This window comes from Acinetobacter sp. 161(2023) (assembly GCF_037027805.1).
Lineage (GTDB): Bacteria > Pseudomonadota > Gammaproteobacteria > Pseudomonadales > Moraxellaceae > Acinetobacter.
Genome location: NZ_JAZEYD010000001.1, coordinates 104,532 through 125,927, shown reverse-complemented (window position 1 = coordinate 125,927; position 21,396 = coordinate 104,532). Strand labels below are relative to the sequence as shown.

The following is a 21,396-nucleotide window of genomic DNA, read 5'->3' as shown; positions in this document are numbered from 1 at the left end:
ATTTTATTTTTAAGTAGATGATGAATAAGAACAGCTTTATAAAAAGTATAAATAAATATTATTTTTTATTTATACTTTTTATAAACAGTTTAGTCCACGCTTTTATTTTATTTTACTAATCGGTAAAATAAAATATATCTTAAATGTAAAATTAAAAAACTTTGGAATAAAATCCATATAAAACTGAATATTATTTTCACCATTCAATAAAAAACAACATACTTGCCATATAGTAAAAGGAGATTAGGAAAAATGGTTGCAGTATTTCAACATCTTGGACGTAGTGTACTAAACCGCCCTCATTTCTTTATTGCTTTATTCATGGGAATCATAACAGCAAGTATTCTGACATGGTTCACCACATGGAAATGGTCCACCATTTTATTAGCAAGCTGGAATGGGTCTGTCATTTTATATTTATTCCATGTTTGGCAGCTCATGAAAAGTTCTGATCACTCACAAATGCAGCAGCAAGCTAAAAAGCAAGATGAAAGCAAATGGGTCATTATGCTGATTGTTTTACTTGCAATTTCAATGTGCTTAGTGGCTATTTTAGTGCAGTTATCTCAACTTCCTTCTGACCATTTTGAAAAAATAGGACATGTGGCTTTATCCTTATTCACCATTGTTTCAGCATGGCTTTTTATGCACACCGTTTTTGCATTGCACTACGCACATGACTTTTACATGGCATTATCTAGAAATGAAGAAAATGGCGGATTAGAATTTCCAGGAACAAAATATCCCACTTATCCAGATTTCTTATATTTTAGCTATATTATTGGTACTTCGGCACAAACAGCAGATGTATCTGTCACAACTAGACATATGCGTTTACTGAACTTATTTCATTTCGTGCTGGCATTTGGTTTTAACACAACAATTTTAGCAATTTGTATTAATGTTGCTGCCAGCTTTATTAGCAACTAAAACTTATATTTAGAAAATAAAAGAGTCACCCAAATGGGTGACTCTGAACAGCACAGGTTTACAACAATGAGCCCATCGTGCTTTGTTTTAAGCCTTCGCGTTGTTTGATGGTTTCAATATAACGGGTAATGGCAGGATGGGATTCAATAGCACCCATCTTCAATTGCCATAATAGCATTGCACCAACACTTACATCTGCGGCGGTAAATTGTTCACCACACACATACGGATTTGCTTCACTAAGCCCTTGTACTACAGCTTGATAAGCATCGTTGTAATCACCATAACCCACAAACATTTTTTGCTCAGGTGATACATCTATTCCAAGCGCTTTATTAACACCAGCAGCTTCCCATGGGCCTGCCATCAAAAATAACCAGCGATAGTACAAACCACGTTTAGGATCATTGAGTGCAGGAGCTAAACCTTTATCGAAAAATTTATCAGCCAAATAAGCACAGATTGCACCTAACTCATAAATCACGACATCGCCGTCCACCAATACTGGCACTTTTCCAAAAGGGTTAATTTTTAGATATTCCGGTGTTTTCATTTCAGTCTTGTATTCGACTTCAATACGTTCACAATCAACACCTAATTCGACTAAAAGCCAGTCGACCACAACACCACGTGATTCTTTGTTAGTATAAAGTTTAAGGCTCATTTTTATGGCTCCTTGTTTATCGTGGAACCTAGTCTACAAAACCTCTTTGTCAGTTTTTGTCAGTAGTCTTCGATTCTTGTGCCCACCACTGCTGAAATAATTGTTGCTTAAATGATGGATATAATTCTTGGCTTAAACTCAGCTGTTGAATACGATCAAGTCTAAAATGTCTAAAATCCTGCCTGAGTTCACACCATGCAGCCAATAAAATTTTGTCATTAAAATAACCCAAGGCAAAAGGCCACAAGGTTCGAACACTGCTTCGTTGGTGCTCATCATGATAATGCAGCGAAATTTTGACTTGCTGCCGAATGGCTAAACGCACCTGTTCGACTCGATTTTCATCTACAGGCAGCCATGTATTAAACGCTCTTAAAGTCGTTTGCTGTAATAAATATTGGCGATGTTCAGGCAAAACCGAATTCAATTTAGCTAATATTGAGGTAGATGCCGATTGTAAAGATTGATCAGGCACACTCTTCAACCAGTACAATGCCAAAAAAATAGCTTCAACTTCATTTTCATTGAGCGTCATTGGCGGCAGTACAATATCTTCTTTAAGCTGAAAACCTATACCTGCCGATGCCTCAATTGCTACACCCTGCTCACGTAAGCTATCGATATCGCGATAGACACTTCGGACACTAATTCCCATACGCTCAGAGAGAACTTGTGCGGTGATTGGATAACGGGCTTCACGAAGTTGTTGTAAAAGATTTAATAGACGAATAGAACGACTCATTTTTCTCTTCTTATTGTTATTAGACATACAATAAGAGGGAATAAATTCCCCCTTCTTATATTATTCTAAATTATGCAACATCTACCGTAGATAACTTTGCATACTCTCTTAAAAAGTTGTGCAGCTCAGGTACATCTTTAGCAATGGTTAAAGGCTGGAACTGTTGTAGAACTTCGATCGAATGTACACCATAGCCCACACCAATTCGTGGCATGTTTAACCTTTGAGCCATCTCAAGATCATAGCTACTATCACCAATCATTACCGCACGCTCAACACTCACGCCAGTGACTGTTAAGATTTCTTGCAACATGAGTGGATCTGGTTTTGATCTGGTTTCATTGGCTGCTCGAGTCACATCAAAAAGATGAGTACTCTGTGTTTTTGCGATTACACGATCAAGCCCACGACGGTTTTTACCCGTTGCAACTGCAAGTTTTAAACCTTGCGCTTTTAAATCATGTAAGAGTTCAGCAATACCATCAAACCATGCATCATTTGTAGAGTTTGCAATATAGTGATCGCCATAGGCTTTTAAAATTGAATCATGCAACTCAGGTGCTTCTGGAAATAGGGTTTGCATGACTTCAGGCAAGCCTAACCCAATAATGCTTTTCGCAGCTTCATCGGTTAAAGACAATTCGTGCTGCTCTGCGGCATGTTGCAAGCTAGCAACAATCTGTCCAACAGAGTTATATAAAGTCCCATCCCAGTCGAAAATAACTAATTCGGTTTTTAGACTCATTTTGCCACTCTCAAAGCCTTTAATAACTGGGTCATGTCTTCTGGTAATGGTGCTTCAATCGGTGGGTAACCTGGAATATCTAAACGCATCGCATGTAAGCATAGACGACGTGCTTCAGGGCCAGTGTACTCAGTCGTGTGTCCATATTTATCGTCACCAATCAACGGGTGTCCAATGCTTAAACCGTGCACACGAATCTGATGAGTACGGCCAGATAAAGGTGATGCATGAACCAGAGTGGCATTTTTAAAACGCTCTGCTACAACCCATTCGGTTTTACTTGGTTTACCATCTTTAGTTACACGTACACGACGCTCGCCATTTGCTAGCTCATAACGTAATAAAGGTGCATCAATCAGCTGTTTATCTAAGCTCACTTGACCTTTAACAATCGCGGCATAGGTTTTACGAATTTTGTGCTCACGCAACATATCTTGTAGTTGTTTTAATGTGCTACGTTTTTTACTAATCATGACCAGACCGGAAGTATCACGGTCAATACGATGAATAAGTTCTAAATATTTTTTGCCTGTCGCTGCACGTAGTGCCTCAATCAAACCATATGCCATACCACTACCACCATGGACAGCGATACCTGAAGGTTTATTAACAACTAATAGACCTTCATCTTCATAGACCACACGACTTAATAGGCCTTGTGCTACACTGTCACTAACAGGAGCGGCTGTTTCATCTTTTTGTTCGTAACGAATTGGAGCAACGCGAATCTGGTCGCCAATCTCAAGTTTAGTCTCAGCTTTTACACGTTTTTTATTTACTCGAACCTGACTTTCACGAATCAAACGATAAATACGACTTTTAGGTACACCTTTTAAACGCGAGAACAGAAAATTATCAATTCGCTGTCCTGCTTGATGTTCATCCACCTCAAACCAAGTGACACTTTGCCATTGCTGTGTAGAATTCATACTAATATTTAAACCTGATTTTTTGCTAAATTTGATTAATAAATGACCGTTTAGCTTAGTTTTTTCACAAGAAATCTAAGCTTAGCCCATAGGCAGATGCTGCAAGGTTTGATATAGTCAGCGCACGGATACCGCCGTAAGTGAACATCTAATAGGGAATTTCCCTGATTGAAACCTCAATCAAAATGATGCTTTCACCATCAGCTCGGATAGGTCCTAAAGAATTATGCCGACGCCGAAGGCTTATTATATCGGCAAAATGACAAACTGTTGCGTTTAATTCAGTTTGTTCAAAAAAATATGTTACCAACTCTAGTTGGTTATGGAACGTAAACTGATACACATCAGACAAATCGCTCCTTAATGTTGCCTTCAGGCTAAAGCGTTGATGCATTGGAACTGCCGAAAGCACCGATACGATGAACATTCCGTATCAAACTTCTAAAAAGAAGTCACTTCGCGCACAATGACAGTGAAAGTCATTAACCAATGCACCGCTCACCCGCCAGTGAAGCACTAAGGAAGTCCGATTTAAAGGTTGAAGCAGTATTGCCTACATCACATACGAGAATCGAAGTTAAGGCTAAATGTAGCCGGTAACAGATGACTCAGACCACAAATATTTTGAGATCTGGGAAATGATCCGTCATGTTCGATGTTCGTTCAGCACCTTTAAGTTTGTGCGATATGTTTGTGTGGGTCACTATTAGGTGTCACACCCATGAAACGTATGTTGATTAATGCAACTCACGCAGAAGAAGTCCGCGTTGCACTTATCACTGGTAATCGTCTTTACGATTTTGATTTAGAAAATCGTACCCGAGAACAGAAAAAATCCAATATCTATAAAGGCCATGTAACCCGCGTAGAACCTTCTTTAGAAGCTGTGTTTGTTGAATATGGCGCAGGCCGTCAAGGCTTCTTGTCTATGCGCGAAATTGCAAATAGTTATTTCCAAGCAGACCCGCGACAAACTTCAAACATTCGTGAACTCATCACGGAAGGTACTGAATTACTTGTTCAGGTTGAAAAAGAAGAACGTGGTAACAAAGGCGCTGCCCTTTCTACATTCATCTCACTTGCAGGACGTTATTTGGTTCTTATGCCAAACAACCCGAAAGGTGGTGGTATTAGCCGTCAAATTTCAGGTTCTGTACGTGAAGAATTAAAAGAAATTTTAGCTTCTTTAAATTTACCTCGGGGCATGAGCGTTATTGTGCGTACCGCAGGTATTGGCCGTACTCAAGAAGAATTACAGTTAGATTTACAGCATTTGCTTGACCTCTGGGCACAAATCCAAGGTACTGCAAGTTCTGGTCCGTCTCCAATGCTTGTTCACCAAGAAGCTGGCGTAGTTACTCGTGCTATCCGCGATTACTTACGTGATGACGTTGCAGAAATTTTAATTGATAGCGAACAAGCTTATAACGAAGCGTATAACTTTGTTAAAGCAGTTATGCCTCGTCAATTAGACAAACTTAAAACTTATACTTTAAACGAGCCGTTGTTTGCTCATTTTGGTATTGAAAGCCAAATTCAAACTGCTTACGAGCGTGAAGTAAAACTTCCTTCTGGTGGTTCAATCGTAATTGACCAGACTGAAGCTTTAGTTTCAATCGACATTAACTCTGCGAAGTCGACTCGTGGACATGACGTTGAAGAAACTGCACTAAATACAAACCTAGAAGCAGCAGAAGAAATTGCTCGCCAACTTCGTCTTCGTGACATTGGCGGTTTAGTTGTTATCGACTTCATCGATATGACTAAAGAACGCAACCAACGCATGGTTGAAGCAAAACTTCGTGAAGCAACACAAAGCGACCGTGCGCGTATCCAGTTTGGCCAACTCTCTCGTTTTGGCTTAATGGAAATGAGCCGTCAACGCTTACGCCCATCACTTGAAGAAGCAACTGGATATGTTTGCCCACGCTGTCATGGCACGGGTATGGTTCGTGACTTACGTTCACTTTCGCTTTCAATTATGCGTAAAGTAGAAGAAATTGCACTTCGTGAACGTCATGGTGAAGTACAAGTAGAAGTTCCCGTTGAAATTGCAGCGTTCTTACTCAATGAAAAACGCCATAGCCTTGTTTATTTAGAACAAACTTCTGGTGTTCGTGTGACTGTTTTACCTCACCCACACTTAGAAACACCTCACTATGAAATTCAGTACAATCCAGATGGATTTGCACCATCTAGCTATGAGCGTACTGAAGCAACTCGTTCAAGCGAGAAAGAGTTAGGTTATGAATCTTCTGAATGGCATTTAGAAGAAGCAGATCATGGCCATGCTCATGCAGCTCCTGCTGCAAACAACAATGCTGGTCAAAAGAAAGTAAATCAATCAGCTCAACCTTCTGCTGCTCAGCCAAGCACTCAAAAAGCAGCAAGCCCTCTTGCATGGTTAGAGAACCTTTTTGTTCAAAAACAAGCTAAAACTGTTGATCAATCTCGCTCGGCTCAAAATGCTGCTGCAACAATTGAACAAATGGTGAATACTGGTGCTGTAAGCCGTGGCCAGTTTGGACAAGTCGTAGTACCAGCAGTTGCTGAAGTTGTTTCAGCGCCATCTAACAATGCTTACATTTCACAATCTCCTGCTAAACAGGATGTTCGTGAGAATGTTGAAAAAGACGATAAAGTACAACAACGTCCAAACAACAAAAAACGTAAGCACAAAGAGCAACGTGAACAACATCACCATACTCAAGAGCCACAACAACTGCAGCAACAACCACAGCAGCAGCCACAACAGGTTCATGAGGAAGTTGTACAGTTATCACGTCAAGAACAACGTGAGTTAAAACGTCAACAAAAACGTCCGCACCCTGATCAGCCACATCCACAACATCAAAATGATGGACAACAAACTGAAAATGCTGTGCCGCGTCGTGACCGTAATAACCAACAACGTCCGAACCGTCCAAATCGCCACCGCGATCCAAGCGTATTGAATGAAAATCAAAATGCGCCGGCAGCACCAGCAGTTGTTGATGAGAAACAAGTTAAGGTTAATTTGATTGATGCTCCAAAGCATGAAGTCATGAATACAGCCTTAGTGATCAATGTTGATCAGGCACAAAGCGAAATTATTGCTTTAACTCCTGAGCAACATGTTGAACGCACTGAAACAGCGCCTGTTGTTGAAGTCGCTCAAGAGTCAGCTCCAGCACCTGTTGCTGTTGTAGAAGAGAAAGTAACTGCTGAAGTAGAAGCAACTACGACTCCTCCAGCAGACAACAAAACTCAACCGCAAATTCAACGTGCGAGTAATGACCCTCGTATACGTCGCCGTGAACAACGCAACGCAAAACGTGCTAAAGCTGCGGTACCTTCTATTGCCCCATCGCAAATTCCAACTTTGGCGCAATATACGATTGGTAGCTTGATTCGTCATGTTTATGGTGAAGACTGCACAGTATTGATTGAACAGTTTGGTTTAGTTCCAACATTCAATCGTGCATTGCTGAAATTTGCCGAACAGTACACAAGTACTCTAACAACTGAAGTCGTGTCTGATGCTGAAGACAAAAAGCCTGTTACTCGTGATGCAGAGCTTCCAAGCAACAAACCTTCACAAGAAGTAGAGCCTGCACCTGTACTTGCATTGACGCCACAAAAAGAGCAAACACCACGTGTTGCTAATGATCCACGTGAGCGTCGTCGTTTAGCAAAACTTGCTGCTGAACAAGCTTTTGAGCAAGTTAAACAACAACACTCTGCACCAGAAGAAGCTGCTCCTGTAGCTCCGGTTGTTGAAAAAACTGTTGTTGCTCCTGTTGCTGAAACGCAAGCTCCTGTTGAGTCAAAACAACAACCGCTTGAGCTTGATCAGGTGACTGAAGTAGCACAAAGTGAAATAACTGTAGAAGAAGCGCCAGCTGAAACTATTGTTGAAGCTCCCGTTGTGAAACAACCGAAAGCATCGACAAGAGCAAAAGCAGCTACAGAACAAGCAGTAGCACCAGCAGAAGCTACTTCAGAGGTTGAATCAGATGATTCTAAGGCAGATCTGGACAAACCAAATCGCCCTCCTCGTCGTCCTCGTGGTCGTCCACCAAAGAAAGCAAATCCTGTAGCTGAGTAAATCATTTGCTCAATTGCAGCTAATTTAAACAAACCTAGTCATTTCGATGACTAGGTTTTTTTTGTTATTTTTAAACAATTAGGTTGATTGCACTAGAAGAAAAGTTTTAAAAGCATGGTGAACCATGAAAAATACTGTACTTTTGCCAACGCAACCTTTTTTGGATTGATCGAAAAATAAATAGGATTGATATGAGCCAGACAACACAGACCGATATCATTACGCTTGGTGATGTTGCAACAAGACTTCCTAGCTTCATCCCCAAGGTACCCCATATCCTGAATGGTCTTAAACAGGCTTATTTAAGAACAGCAAATACACCAACGGGATTAGGTGTAGCTTTTGAAAAAGCTGTTAAGCGAAATCCGCAAGGTATTGCATTATTATTTGAAGATCAAAGTTACTCATATGAAGCTTTAAACGAATGGGCTAACCAAATTTCTCATTACTATCTCTCCCTCGGCGCACAGAAAGGTGACGTGATTGCCGTAATGGTTGAGAACCGTTCTGAGCTTATCGCCACGATTGTAGGCTTAGCTAAAATTGGGGTAACGATTGCGCTTGTTAATACCTCTCAAGTAGGTAAGGTCCTCGCTCATAGTATCAATCTGGTAAAACCAATTGCCGTCATTGCAGGTGAAGAAGTTCGAGCGGTCATTGATGAAATTCGTCAGGACTTAAATGTTCCTAAAGACCGTTTCCATTGGTTTGCAGATCAGGCTACACGTCAAGATGTGGGAACAGCACCTCAAGGTTATGCCAATCTTGCAATAGAAATTGATCAATTTCCAAAATTTAACCCATCGACTACGCAGTCTGTTCATGGGAATGATGGCCTGTTTTATATTTATACTTCGGGTACTACAGGCTTACCAAAGGCTGTTATTTTCAAACACAGTCGCTGGACGCTCGCATATGGTACCTATGGTCACATTTTAAACCTTGGCCCAGATGATGTGATGTATGTAACTTTACCGCTTTACCATGCAACAGGTGTCGTAGTTTGCTGGTGTGGTGTGATTGCGGGAAGCTCTACCCTTGCAATTCGACGTAAATATTCAACCAGTGCGTTCTGGAAAGATGTTCAGAAATTTAATGCCTCTGCAATTGGCTATGTAGGAGAGCTTTGCCGTTACTTAATGGATGCCCCTATTACAGAAATTGACCGTGCCCATCGCGTAACTAAAATGATCGGTAACGGCATGCGTCCAAACATCTGGGATAAATTCAAACAACGTTTTGGTGTCAAAGAAGTTCTTGAGCTTTATGCATCAAGTGAAGGCAATGTCGGGTTTAGTAATATTTTTAACTTTGACAACACCGTAGGTTTCTCTCCTACGCCATACGCCATTATTGAATTTGATAAAGAGAAAAACGAACCTGTACGCGATAAAAAAGGTTGGTGTAAAAAAGTTAAAGCAGGTGAAATCGGTTTGCTGGTCGGTAAAATTACCAGTCGCTCGCCTTTTGACGGCTATACAGACCCAGAAAAGAATAAATCTGTGATTATGAAAGATGTCTTTAAAAAAGGTGACTCATATTTCAACACAGGTGACCTTGTTCGTAATATTGGTTTCCGTCATGCCCAGTTTGTTGACCGTTTAGGGGATACTTTCCGCTGGAAAGGCGAAAATGTATCTACGACTGAAGTTGAAAACATGGTTTGTGAATACGACAAGATCGCTGAAGCGGTGGTCTATGGTGTAGAAATTCCAAATACCAATGGTCGTGCTGGTATGGCAGCAATCACACTTGCTGATGGTGCCGAGTTAAATGAGTCTGATTTAACAGAAATGGTCACTATATTTAAAAAATGCCTACCCGCTTACGCAGTACCCGTGTTTTTACGTGTGCAAGCTAAAGTTGAAACAACAGGCACTTTTAAATATCAAAAGAATAAATTGAAGGAAGATTCGTTTAATCCAGGCAAAACTTCTGAACGTTTACTCGCTTTATTACCTGGTGCGAACAGCTATTGTGACGTCACAACTGAAATTTTTGACAACATTCAGGCATATAAATACCGTTTTTAGTTCATTTTTTAGCTAAACAAGAGGAAATCGTGCTTTTTATAGGCAATCATGCAAATGTTTTTGATTTACCTCTTGTGTTAGTTGAATAACTTGCTAAAATACGCGACATCAAAACAAAGGTGGTGTTAGAAAACTTTTAGTTATCTTGCACTTCACATTCAAACAGTGTTTGAATGTTTGTTCAGGGTCGTTAGCTCAGCTGGTAGAGCAGCGGACTTTTAATCCGTTGGTCCCGCGTTCGAATCGCGGACGACCCACCACTTATCTGTTTTGAACCTATTTGGGTCGTTAGCTCAGCTGGTAGAGCAGCGGACTTTTAATCCGTTGGTCCCGCGTTCGAATCGCGGACGACCCACCAAATTCTAAAAAGCCTCTCACTGCGAGAGGCTTTTTTTATTGTTATCTTATTTTAATTTCATGACTAAAAGATGACGATGCATTTCTTATATAAAATGTCTTTAACCCAGTTCATAAAGATTTCTAAACGTTTAGGAATATAACTTCGGTTCGGATACAAAATATTGAGTGGCAAGGATTGAGGCGTATGTGCACTTAACACTTCAACCAAGGTTCCTTGCTCTATTTTATCCTGAACATCATAGTATGGAAGTTGAATAATCCCTAAGCCAGCACAAGCCGCTGCAACATAGGCTTCTGTATTATTTACACTTAAAGCACTATCGATCATCACTGTTCCATCTTGATATAAAAATACGCCCTGCTTTTCCCCTACGGCTCCTGCGTAGTTAATGAGTTTGTGCTGTGATAAATCTTCCAATTGTTCAGGAACACCGTACTGTTCCAAATAATGAGGACTTGCACAGTTCACCATAATCAAATTACCAACAAACTTCGCGATCAAACTACTATTATCTAGCTGCCCCACCCGAACAACACAATCGATTCCCTTCTCGATCAAGTCAGTGATGTCATCTGAGCTATTCAGCTGTAAATGGATATCTGGATAGCGACTATAAAAATCGGGAAGTTCAGGAATAATCACTTGATGCACAATTCGGCTGGGCATTGAAATTTTTAGCGTACCACGATAATGCTGCTTTTGCGTTTGTATGAGTTGTTCAAGCTGTTCATAGTCAAATAATAGGTTTTGACATTCGGGCAATATTCTTTGTCCATCTTGAGTGAGGCTTACCTTGCGCGTGGTGCGGTGAAATAGCCGAACACCATAGTGAGTTTCAAGTTGCTGAATTGCACTCGTCACTGTCGAGCGAGGTAAATCAAGCTGATTTGCTACCTCACTAAAGCTTTGCCGTTTAGCGACTTCTGAAAAAATAAAAAATTGCTGCAACCGATCCATTTAATTGTTCGTATTTTCTGAATAGTTAAACCAAACTAGCATAATTGATCAAAAATTACCGCTAATCTAGACTAAAAACACATTAGAACAAGTCATCATAGGAACAATCATCATGACAACTCATACGCTTAAAGATAAAGTTGTACTGATTACAGGCGGTGCAAAAAACTTAGGTGGTCTCATTAGCCGTAAATTTGCAGAACAAGGCGCAAAAATCGCAATTCACTACAATAGCGCTGAAACTCAAGCAGATGCAGAACAGACTCTCGCCGATGTAACAGCTTTGGGTGTAGATGCTGTTTTAATTCAGGCAGACTTAACGGATATTAATAATATAGAAAGACTCTTTATCGACACTAAACAGCATTTTGGTGGAATTGATATTGCCATTAACACAGTTGGAAAGGTTTTGAAAAAATCCTTCTTGGAAACCACAGAACAAGAGTTTGATAGCATGAGCGATATCAACTCAAAAATTGCCTATTTCTTTATTCAGTCGGCTGGTCGGCATTTAAATGACGGCGGAAAAATCTGCTCAATCGTGACTTCGCTTCTTGCAGCTTACACTGGGCTGTACTCAACCTATGAAGGCTTAAAAGCGCCTGTTGAGCATTACACCCGCGCTGCATCAAAAGAATTTGGTAATCGCCAGATTTCCGTAACTGCGGTTGCACCAGGCCCAATGGATACACCATTCTTTTATGGACAGGAATCTGCCGAAGCAGTGGCTTACCATAAATCAGCTTCAGCTTTAGGTGGGCTCACCAAAATTGAAGATATCGAGCCTCTAGTTCGTTTTTTGGTAACCGATGGTTGGTGGATTACCGGTCAAACAATTTTTGCAAATGGTGGCTACACCACTCGCTAAAATCAAAAAAGCCGCATCTCATAGTGCGGCTTTTTAGTTTGCTTCTTTACTACAAGAACTCTTCTAGTACCGAATTTAAGAAAATATGTCCTTGCTCTGTACAAGCCAAACGAGAACTATCCTCTACCAGTAGCTTTCTAGCTCGCAGTGAAGTGAGTACCTCATTTAAATGATCTAAGCTTAAGCCGGTACGCTGTTCATATAACTCAGCTTTTACACCGTCATTTAAACGTAAAGCATTCATCATAAATTCAAAAGGTAGCTCTTCTGCCTCAATCTTTTTCATTTGCAGATGTTCGGCTGGAACCTTAGCTAAATAGTCTTTTGGCAAACGAGTTTTTTGGAACCGATACACACCATCTGGTCGTGTCACTTTGCCATGTGCACCTGCCCCAATCGCAAGATAATCACCAAATTCCCAATAATTCAAATTATGTGCTGAAGGCAGCTCTTTACGCCATGCCGAAACTTCATAATTTATAAAACCATTTGCCTTAAGATATGCCTCACCCTGCTCTTGAATATCTTCAAGCATTTCATCTTGCGGTAGAACGGGTTGGGTACGAAAGAAAACGGTATTTGGTTCAATGGTGAGTTGATACCAACTAATATGTGTTGCGCCACTTTCTACAGCAAGCTTGAGATCATAGAGCGCCTGCTCTAGCGTTTGCTCAGGCAAACCATGCATTAAGTCTACATTCACTCGCTTAAAGCCAGCCTGCTTTGCTTGTTGAATCGCTTCAATTGCATTGTTTGCAGAATGAATACGTCCAAGCTTTTGCAAATGATCAGTATTAAAGCTCTGAACACCTATCGATAAGCGGTTAATGCCTGCTTCTAAATATCCTGCAAACGGGTCATGCTCTACTGTTCCCGGATTTGCCTCTAAGGTAATTTCGCAGCCATCTTCAAACTTAAGCAATGACTTAAGTTCTGCAAATAACCAAACATAACCCTGTGCCGAAATCAGTGAAGGGGTTCCACCACCAATAAACACACTATGAATTGAACGCCCCTGTGCCATCTCTAGTTGAGTTTCAAAGTCAGCGACCAACGCTTTTAAATAGGTTTGCTCAAGTTCTGACGAAAGTGCTCCGTCTGGTATGGCATGCGAGTTAAAGTCACAATATGGACATTTACGCACGCACCAAGGCATATGGATATATAAAGATAACGGAACAGAAGCAGGGTTTAATACGGCCAAGGAGCAGGTCCAATTTACACAATATTTCTATTTTAACATGACTGCATCAATGGGCTTATGAAAACATACCTTAATTGCTTTAGACTAAATTTAAACATTCTTAAATACTGATAAAAATGATGAAATTCTCTAGCCAACTTTTCCTGTTTTTGCCCTTAGCTATGGGAATTGGTGTTGCCATGGCTTTTCAGACTGCAATCAATGCTCAACTACGTGAACAACTACACTCACCCTTACAAGCAGCTTTATTATCATTTTTCATAGGTACAATTGTTTTAGCAGTTATGGTTTTCTTTCAAAGTGCTGAGAAACCCACTTTAAGTGAAATATCAAATATTCCATGGCTTCTTTGGACTGGAGGATTTCTTGGGGTTTATGCAATCAGCATGAGCATTTATACTGCACCTAAGCTTGGTTTTTTAACCTTTACAGGATTAGTCGTTTTTGGGCAAATCGTTATTTCTATGTTACTTGATCATTTTGGTTGGTTGGGCACAGAAAAGACACCTGTTACATGGCAACGGTTTCTTGGTGGAGTCATCATCTTTGTTGGTGTGGTACTCACTTTGCAGCGTTAGCTTCATTTTTTATATTTAAAAAGAGTACCTTTTGTGTCGAATGTCACATCTTTTCGGTCTGAATTAAAACAACTCTTCCACTTAATGCTACCGATTTTAATTACCCAGTTTGCTCAAGCAGGATTCGGGTTAATTGACACTATTATGGCTGGGCATTTATCTGCAACTGACTTAGCAGCAATTGCTGTAGGGGTCGGTTTATGGGTTCCAATCATGCTCCTGTTCAGCGGCATTATGATTGCAACTACACCCTTGGTAGCCGAAGCAAAAGGCGCAAGAAATACAGAGCAGATCCCTGTCGTTGTTCGTCAGTCATTGTGGGTTGCCGTCATTTTAGGTGTCCTGGCAATGCTCATTTTGCAGCTTATGCCGTTTTTCTTGCATGTGTTCGGTGTACCAGAGAGCTTACGACCTAAAGCAAGTCTATTCTTGCATGCAATTGGTTTGGGTATGCCAGCTGTGACCATGTACGCAGCGCTACGTGGCTATTCAGAAGCATTAGGCCATCCACGCCCTGTCACAGCTATTAGCATGTTAGCTTTAGTTGTATTGATCCCTCTTAACATGATTTTTATGCATGGATTAGGGCCAATACCTGCTTTGGGTAGCGCGGGCTGTGGTTTTGCAACATCCATTTTACAGTGGCTCATGCTGATTACTTTAGCTGGCTATATTTATAAAGCTTCGGCTTATCAAAACACGTCTATTTTTGGCCGATTTGATAAAATTAATATGGCTTTAGTTAAAAGAATTTTACAGCTTGGCTTGCCAATCGGTTTAGCTGTGTTCTTTGAGATTAGCATTTTTAGCACAGGTGCATTGGTCCTTAGTCCACTTGGTGAAGTGTTTATTGCTGCACACCAAGTCGCAATTTCCGTTACCTCTGTGCTGTTTATGATTCCACTTTCACTAGCCATTGCCTTAACCATCCGTGTCGGTACTTATTATGGTGAAAAGAACTGGGCTTCGATGTATCAGGTACAAAAGATTGGTCTCAGCACAGCAATATTTTTTGCCATATTAACCATGACTTTTATTGCTCTAGGCCGTGAACAAATTATCTCGATTTATACTCAAGACTTAACCGTAGCTCCTGTTGCGATGTATTTACTCTGGTTTGCAATGGCATATCAGTTGATGGATGCATTGCAAGTGAGTGCCGCTGGCTGTTTAAGAGGTATGCAAGATACTCAAGCACCGATGTGGATTACGCTTATGGCGTATTGGGTGATTGCTTTTCCAATTGGTCTTTATTTAGCACGTTATACCCATTGGGGCGTAGCTGGTGTGTGGCTAGGCTTAATTATTGGTTTAAGCATTGCCTGTGTCTTATTACTTTCGCGGTTATACATCAATACCAAACGCTTAAGCCAAACCTAATAAAAAGAGCCGATAAAATATCGGCTCTTTTTCACTATGCAGACTTTGCCCGTGGGCTTGCTCCAATTTGCCAGACAAAGGGTAAATCGGTACGGTTCACTTCCCAATCGCCAATCACCTTTTCTTTATAGATGAGTGGATTATGAGAAGAGACTGTTCGTGCATTACGCCAGAAACGGTCGAGTTGTTTAACCTGACTACTTGCCGATGCACCTAAAGCATTAAATAACTGGCTAGTTAAATCTAGTACCAAATTAGAAATCACTACCTGCCCTTGCGCCGACTCAAGTTCTGCATCTACATTAAACTGATGTTCTTTCACCTCTAACTCACTAAAGTGACTTTCATAAGCCTTCTGTAATGCTTCTGCTGTTTTAACCGTAATTGCTAGACTTCCATAGGCTTGAGCAGAGGCTTTACCCACCACCTGTAAAACTTGTGGGTCGTGACGAACAAGGTCACCATTACCATGACTAAAAATACGCTTTCGCTCACGTATTTCTTGGCTAAAAGTTTCGACCGCGGCATGTGCAATCCCTGCTAGGGTTGCAAGGTGGACAACCTGATAAAAAGCGGTCTGATATTTAAAACGCTGGTCAAATGGAATAAGGTGCGAGGCAGGCAAATGAACCTGATGTACTTTTAAAGTACCACTACCCGTTGTCTTTTGACCAAAGCCATCCCAGTCATCAATCACACTAACCCCTGTTTCATGACGGTAAATAGCAGCAATCACATGACGATTATTCACTTCATCGTAAGCAAATAAGTCGATCCAGTCTGCAAAAATACTTCCTGTTGAATAGTACTTTTCACCATTCACCACCAAGTTGCCCGAAGCATCTTTGGTTACTCGGGTAACGACATCACCAATCTGTACATTTCCAACTTCGGTCCATGCGTTTCCAACTAAATCACCTTGTACAAAACGCTGAAACCAGACTTCTTGCGAATGCTCTTTATGGGCAACTAAACGGTCTTCGACAAAAGCAAAGTGTCCACGCAAAGCTTGCACAATATTCGAGTCTGCTTGTGCTAACTCAGCTAGAAGCTGGAAAAGTTGTGGCAATGACACCCCATCTCCACCATATTTAACGGGTACCCGTGCCGCACCTAATTTAAGTTCTTTTAACCACTGAATCGGTTCAAAAGGTAGGATTCGTTCTTTTTCCCGTTGAATTGCACCTTGAGCAATTTTTTCAAAAACTGGACGAAATCTACTTGCTACCTTTTCATAATCGGCACCGACAGACAGTTCTTCTAATTCAATTTGAGTAATTGTCATCTTTATTCTCCTAATCTTATTTTTTCTTCACTTTAGCTCCATGCATGACGCGGTGGATGGATGCCATTCAGGTAATAATTACCAACAATGTGATATTTCCAACGCACTGGATCATGCAAGGTGTGAGTACGAGCGTTACGCCAATGGCGGTCCAGATTAAGCTCTGACAAAGTAGAACGTGTTCCAGACAACTCAAAAAGCTTATTCGCTGCTAAAATCGCAACTTCTGTAGTGAGTACTTTTGCTTCAGCAACCAGTAATGTCGCTTGATTTACATGTTCTTCTGTCGTGTCGGCAATCGCTTGATCAATCGCATCTCCTGCTAAATCTAATACTGCTTCTGCTGCACGAAGTTTTATTTTTAAATCACCAATGTTTGCAATCGTATATGGGTCATCGCTCGCTTTTTCCAAACCTGAATCGACCCATGCACGGCTATGATTTTTGACATAGTGAATTGTTTCTTCAATGGCGCCACGTGCAATACCAGCGTCGACAGCAGCTTGAATAAATTGTGAAATTGCACCTGCTGGTGTAGGACGTTCGAAAGCCTGATAAATCGGAATGAGATATTCTTCACGTACTGGAACTTGATTAAGTTCAACGGTTCCACTGGCCGTGGTTCGTTGCCCAAAACCAGACCAGTCATTAATAATATTAACCCCTGAAGTTTCCCGAGGAACGAGTGCAGCATAAGGCTGCCCCTGTTCATTTACAGCAACAATTGGAACCCAATGTGCAAGCAATGCACCTGTTGCAAAAAACTTCTTCCCATTAATTTCATAACCGTGCTCGGTCTTTTTTAATGTGGTAGTGAGGTCAGCCACCGTTTTGCTATGTTTTTCCGAAAATGCATTGCCAAAACGAATCCCTCTCAACACTAAGTTAAAGAAGAACTGTTGTTGTTCTGGGCCTGCATCAAGACGTAAATGTTCAATAAAAGCCAAGTGATTTTGGGGAAGCTGTGCAAGAGATGGATCAACACTCGCAATTGTTTTGATGACCTCAGCCAAAGTTCGATATTTGACTTGTGCACCACCAAATTGCTTAGGAACCGTAATGGCCCATAGGCCGCTTTGTGAGAACTGTTGAATTTCATTTAGGGGTAAACGGCGCTCCTTGTCTCGATCGGATGCCTCTTGTGCAAACTCTTGAGCAAGATGTTTCGCAACCTCAATTGCTTCTTCATCAGAACGAATAATATGCGCATCTTTTGACTGCTCAAACACAGATAAAGGAACCGCCTGAGACCGCCCATGGGCTGAACTTAAACTTGTCATAACTTTTGTTGTCTCTATTTTTATTTAACTTGCCATTCACATTAGCATCAAAAAAACAGACACTTTATATATATTAAAGCTTTGTTTATGAAATGGATTTTCACAAGCTTTTCATATTTTTTACTATAAAAATAACATTTTGTTTTTCGAAAATTTTCTTACATGAGATAAACAATTTCATATAGGCTTTTTAAGCTTTGTCACCTATGATCAAAACTAGGCAATATTATGTTGTAGTCAATGAGGTATCGAAGACATGGCAAAGAATGCAAGTTCACCAGGCAAACGATTTATGAAACTTGCAGGAATGACCGCGAGCATTGCAACGAAAACCGTTTCTAACTCGATTCGAAACTTGACCGCAGATGAAGAGCAAAAGCTGGCTTCAAAAACCAAGTTATTTCAGGATATTGGTTTGCAAATTGCCGACACCTTAGGCGAAATGAAAGGTGCGGTCATGAAAGTCGGCCAAATTGCATCTCAATATAAAGATATATTCCCACCCGAAGTTGCTAAAGCAATTTCAAAGTTACAACGCCAAGCCCCAGCCATACCTTTTGCTGCTATTCAGCAACAAGTTGAACGTGAGCTTGGAAAACCGCTTAATGTTGCCTTTAAATCTTTTGATCAAGAACCCTTTGCAGCTGCTTCAATTGGTCAAGTTCACAAAGCTACACTACCTAGTGGCGAACAAGTCGTAGTGAAAGTGCAATATCCAGGTGTTGATGAAGCCTGTGAAAGTGACTTAAAACAAGTGCGTTTAGCCCTTCGTTTAATGGGCGTACTTAAAATTGATAAAAAGCTACAAGATCAGCTTTTTACAGAAATTCAGGATAGTCTTTCAGCAGAACTTAACTATGAAATCGAGGCTCAAAACCTTGAAGTTTTTAAAACCTTTCATAGCCAGTTAGATGACAAAATTATCATCCCTACTGTTTATAAAGATTACTCTTCAAGACGTATTTTAACCTTGAGCCTCGAACAAGGTGACAGCATTGAAACTGCCAGCGCTTGGCCTATTGAAATTCGAAATACGATTGGACGTCGTTTGATTCGTGCTTTAGGTCAGGAAATGTTCTTTTTAAAACGTTTTCACTGTGACCCTCACCCGGGTAACTTTGCCTTCCGCCAAGACGGCAGTGTCATTATTTATGACTATGGCAGTGTTAAAACACTTTCAAATGAAATTGTGTATAGCTTTAAGCGTTTAGTAAATGCAGCTCGTCATGAAGATATTGATCTTATTGAAACAGAGTTACTTAAGCTACATTCACTAGCCGAAAAAGGTAAGTTCCCGAGTGATCTATATAAACTCTGGATTGAAGTGTTATTACGTCCGCTTAATACCACCTATGATTTTGCCGAGAACTCATCACATCATGATGGCATGTTGCTTGTGAAAAAATCTTTGAAGTACTGGGATGTCTTTAAGCCTTCACCAGATACGCTTATGGTCAATAGAACCATTTCAGGACACTACTGGAACCTAATTCACTTAAAGGTACATGACAATCTGAACGGTCTATTTGAAGAGCTTGTCCCGCCGTCTAACTAACTTAATTTACTGATCAATGTAGCCTTCTAAGGGTTACATTGACTTTTTAATTGTTATGTTATAACATTTCTTTAATCAAAAATAATTTAGGACAATCTCTCATGCGTAAAGATATTCATCCTGCTTATCAACAAGTGTTATTTCATGACACCAATGCAGACGTGTACTTCTTAATTGGTAGTACTCTTCAGTCTAAACAAACCAAAGAATATCAAGGAAAAGTCTATCCTTATGTAACCCTTGATATTTCAAGTGCATCACATCCTTTCTACACAGGTGAAGTACGTCAAGCAAGTAACGAAGGACGTGTGGCTAGCTTTAATAAACGCTTCGCTCGCTTTAATCGTAAGAGTTAATCTTACGTTAAGATTTGATCAATAGACTTAAATCATTGGAAGCCTAAGACGATCTCCTCCACTTAGGCTTCTTTTTTTATGTGTATTTTTTCGATCTTTTTACGTTGTGTATAAAAGAGAACTTATCCACAACTTGTATAAAAACTCTTCTTATTTTTCCCACAACTTATCATTTTTTTGTATTCACCAAGCTTTCAAAGTTGCTATTCGATGCTATGCTTAAACCCTCATTTAATAGGAAGTTTAAGATAATGGCACAAGAGTTACTTGCACAATTACAAGCAGGCACAGCAAAATTTTCAGACGTTTTAGCTCATATTGAAGCACGTTACCAACATACTCCAACAGCTTTTCAAAATGGCGCACAGCATAACGCTGCGACTGAAAACCAAGGCAGTGCAAAAGTTTTCTCTTTTGCCAAGTTACAAGGTTTAGACCAAGCTCAAACTTTAAGTTTATTTGCAGAGCACTATGCATCTGTATTGGCTACCCCGGAGGGCACTGACCATCAAAATATTCGTCAGTTTATGCAAAATGGTTGGGATGGTGTGAAGTTTGAAGGTCAGGCTTTGGCTGAAAAAGCTTAATCATTTTTTAGCACAGCCTCAAATTATGAGATTTTCTAATGCCTATTAATAGGCAATACCTCACTTTTGAGGGCAAAAGTGACAAAACCCTTTGTTACGCTGATGCTACATCCATATAGCACAACGAAACGACGGCATCCATGCCGCCTGTCACGATAGTAAATGTTTAATTATTAATTAAATTATTTGATTAATCTCTTATATTCGATACTCGGGAAGTCATCAACAGCCTGACTCAAATCAGCCATATAATGTTTTTGCGACATATTTGATAAGTGTAAACAGATAACAGGTTCTGTTGATGAAAATGGTTTTGCCTACTTTTGCCAAAACAAAAGTAGGTCGAGCCGACGGCTAATCCAGACATAAAACTTTATTGAAAAGACTCAGCGGTAAACATTTCAACCAAAACAAACACTCAATGTCCTGCTACCCAATAATAAGTCGCCAACCCCAAACACGTAAAAATTAATGATCCAATTAAATGAATGGAAATTCCCAACATTGCCATTCCCAACTTACCACTTTGCAATAAAGTCACAATCTCAATAGAGAATGTTGAAAACGTCGTTAAAGCACCACAAAAACCAGTAATCACAAAAAGCTTATAGTTCGGACTTAAATCACTTTGAGAAAAGTAGGCAATCGCAAAACCAATAATAAAACCACCGACTAAATTAACAGTGACAGTACCAAGTGGAATTTGCGGGTAAATCGGGTTAAGTTTTAAACCTAACAACCAACGTAACCACGCCCCTAGAACTGAGCCTAAAGCAATTGAAAGTAGAGAATAATACATAAGACCACCCCTTTAGATAGACGCTAAAAGAGCAAAAAATAATGAAGGAAAATATG

The 21,396-nt window shown here is 40.3% G+C and carries 18 protein-coding genes and 2 tRNA genes; 11 read left to right on the top strand and 9 right to left on the bottom strand.

The genetic code is table 11. The features are described from left to right. Window positions 1-252: 252 nt before the first annotated feature. A complete protein-coding gene (locus WA249_RS00605; RefSeq protein ID WP_336165917.1) occupies window positions 253-930 on the top strand; it encodes a DUF1345 domain-containing protein in 678 nt (225 codons plus the stop codon). A gap of 58 nt (window positions 931-988) precedes the next feature. Here WA249_RS00605 and WA249_RS00600 read toward each other — a convergent pair whose 3' ends face one another. From WA249_RS00600 to WA249_RS00585, 4 genes are all read right to left on the bottom strand, one after another. Beyond that, window positions 989-1,594, bottom strand: coding sequence for a glutathione S-transferase family protein (locus WA249_RS00600; protein ID WP_336165916.1), 606 nt, complete (start codon window positions 1,592-1,594; stop codon window positions 989-991). A gap of 49 nt (window positions 1,595-1,643) precedes the next feature. After that, the gene (locus WA249_RS00595) at window positions 1,644-2,336 is read right to left on the bottom strand and encodes a helix-turn-helix transcriptional regulator (RefSeq protein WP_336165914.1); all 693 of its coding nucleotides are present in this window, start codon (window positions 2,334-2,336) and stop codon (window positions 1,644-1,646) included. A 70-nt stretch (window positions 2,337-2,406) separates the two neighbouring features. Further along, window positions 2,407-3,081, bottom strand: a complete 675-nt coding sequence (locus tag WA249_RS00590; RefSeq protein ID WP_151821905.1) for an HAD-IA family hydrolase — start codon at window positions 3,079-3,081, stop codon at window positions 2,407-2,409. Next, window positions 3,078-4,010, bottom strand: a complete 933-nt coding sequence (locus WA249_RS00585; protein ID WP_004794885.1) for an RluA family pseudouridine synthase — start codon at window positions 4,008-4,010, stop codon at window positions 3,078-3,080. Before WA249_RS00585 ends, WA249_RS00590 begins: the two co-directional genes overlap by 4 nt. A gap of 721 nt (window positions 4,011-4,731) precedes the next feature. Between WA249_RS00585 and WA249_RS00580 the strand changes: the two genes are divergently transcribed. From WA249_RS00580 to WA249_RS00565, 4 genes are all read left to right on the top strand, one after another. Then, window positions 4,732-8,097, top strand: a complete 3,366-nt coding sequence (locus WA249_RS00580; protein ID WP_336165913.1) for an Rne/Rng family ribonuclease — start codon at window positions 4,732-4,734, stop codon at window positions 8,095-8,097. Window positions 8,098-8,288: 191 nt separating this feature from the next. Then, entirely contained in the window at window positions 8,289-10,130 is a 1,842-nt protein-coding gene (locus tag WA249_RS00575) for a long-chain-acyl-CoA synthetase (protein ID WP_336165912.1), read from the top strand. Window positions 10,131-10,314: 184 nt separating this feature from the next. Beyond that, window positions 10,315-10,390: transfer RNA gene (locus tag WA249_RS00570), tRNA-Lys, on the top strand. A gap of 22 nt (window positions 10,391-10,412) precedes the next feature. After that, window positions 10,413-10,488 (top strand) — tRNA-Lys (locus WA249_RS00565). A 63-nt stretch (window positions 10,489-10,551) separates the two neighbouring features. On the opposite strand, the gene WA249_RS00560 is transcribed toward WA249_RS00565, so the two are convergent. Further along, window positions 10,552-11,448 (bottom strand): LysR family transcriptional regulator, encoded by an 897-nt coding sequence (locus WA249_RS00560; protein WP_336165911.1) that lies wholly within the window; start codon window positions 11,446-11,448, stop codon window positions 10,552-10,554. A 112-nt stretch (window positions 11,449-11,560) separates the two neighbouring features. Between WA249_RS00560 and WA249_RS00555 the strand changes: the two genes are divergently transcribed. Next, window positions 11,561-12,316 (top strand): SDR family oxidoreductase, encoded by a 756-nt coding sequence (locus WA249_RS00555; RefSeq protein WP_336165910.1) that lies wholly within the window; start codon window positions 11,561-11,563, stop codon window positions 12,314-12,316. Window positions 12,317-12,365: 49 nt separating this feature from the next. Here WA249_RS00555 and hemW read toward each other — a convergent pair whose 3' ends face one another. Continuing rightward, a complete protein-coding gene (gene hemW / locus WA249_RS00550; protein ID WP_336165909.1) occupies window positions 12,366-13,520 on the bottom strand; it encodes a radical SAM family heme chaperone HemW in 1,155 nt (384 codons plus the stop codon). A gap of 116 nt (window positions 13,521-13,636) precedes the next feature. Between hemW and WA249_RS00545 the strand changes: the two genes are divergently transcribed. Next, window positions 13,637-14,098, top strand: coding sequence for a DMT family transporter (locus WA249_RS00545; RefSeq protein ID WP_016139387.1), 462 nt, complete (start codon window positions 13,637-13,639; stop codon window positions 14,096-14,098). A 33-nt stretch (window positions 14,099-14,131) separates the two neighbouring features. Continuing rightward, entirely contained in the window at window positions 14,132-15,478 is a 1,347-nt protein-coding gene (gene abeM, locus WA249_RS00540; RefSeq protein WP_336165908.1) for a multidrug efflux MATE transporter AbeM, read from the top strand. A gap of 34 nt (window positions 15,479-15,512) precedes the next feature. Here abeM and WA249_RS00535 read toward each other — a convergent pair whose 3' ends face one another. Both WA249_RS00535 and WA249_RS00530 read right to left on the bottom strand, forming a co-directional pair. Further along, the gene (locus tag WA249_RS00535) at window positions 15,513-16,763 is read right to left on the bottom strand and encodes an acyl-CoA dehydrogenase family protein (RefSeq protein ID WP_336165907.1); all 1,251 of its coding nucleotides are present in this window, start codon (window positions 16,761-16,763) and stop codon (window positions 15,513-15,515) included. A gap of 32 nt (window positions 16,764-16,795) precedes the next feature. After that, window positions 16,796-18,043 carry an SfnB family sulfur acquisition oxidoreductase gene (locus WA249_RS00530; protein WP_336165906.1) on the bottom strand — a complete coding sequence of 416 codons (1,248 nt, stop codon included), beginning with the start codon at window positions 18,041-18,043 and terminating at the stop codon, window positions 16,796-16,798. A gap of 256 nt (window positions 18,044-18,299) precedes the next feature. On the opposite strand from WA249_RS00530, the gene WA249_RS00525 reads away from it, so the two are divergent. The 3 genes from WA249_RS00525 to WA249_RS00515 all read left to right on the top strand — a co-directional run bounded on the left by WA249_RS00525 (window position 18,300) and on the right by WA249_RS00515 (window position 20,541). Then, window positions 18,300-19,598 (top strand): ABC1 kinase family protein, encoded by a 1,299-nt coding sequence (locus WA249_RS00525; protein WP_336165905.1) that lies wholly within the window; start codon window positions 18,300-18,302, stop codon window positions 19,596-19,598. 101 nt (window positions 19,599-19,699) lie between these two features. Then, complete coding sequence (locus WA249_RS00520; protein ID WP_002114896.1) at window positions 19,700-19,954, top strand: type B 50S ribosomal protein L31; 255 nt, start codon at window positions 19,700-19,702, stop codon at window positions 19,952-19,954. Between the two features lie 251 nt (window positions 19,955-20,205). Then, window positions 20,206-20,541 (top strand): HopJ type III effector protein, encoded by a 336-nt coding sequence (locus WA249_RS00515; protein WP_004794912.1) that lies wholly within the window; start codon window positions 20,206-20,208, stop codon window positions 20,539-20,541. A gap of 418 nt (window positions 20,542-20,959) precedes the next feature. Here the strand turns inward: WA249_RS00515 and crcB are convergent, their stop codons facing one another. Beyond that, on the bottom strand, window positions 20,960-21,340 hold the full coding sequence (gene crcB, locus WA249_RS00510) for a fluoride efflux transporter CrcB (RefSeq protein ID WP_336165904.1): 381 nt from the start codon (window positions 21,338-21,340) through the stop codon (window positions 20,960-20,962). Window positions 21,341-21,396 lie beyond the last annotated feature (56 nt).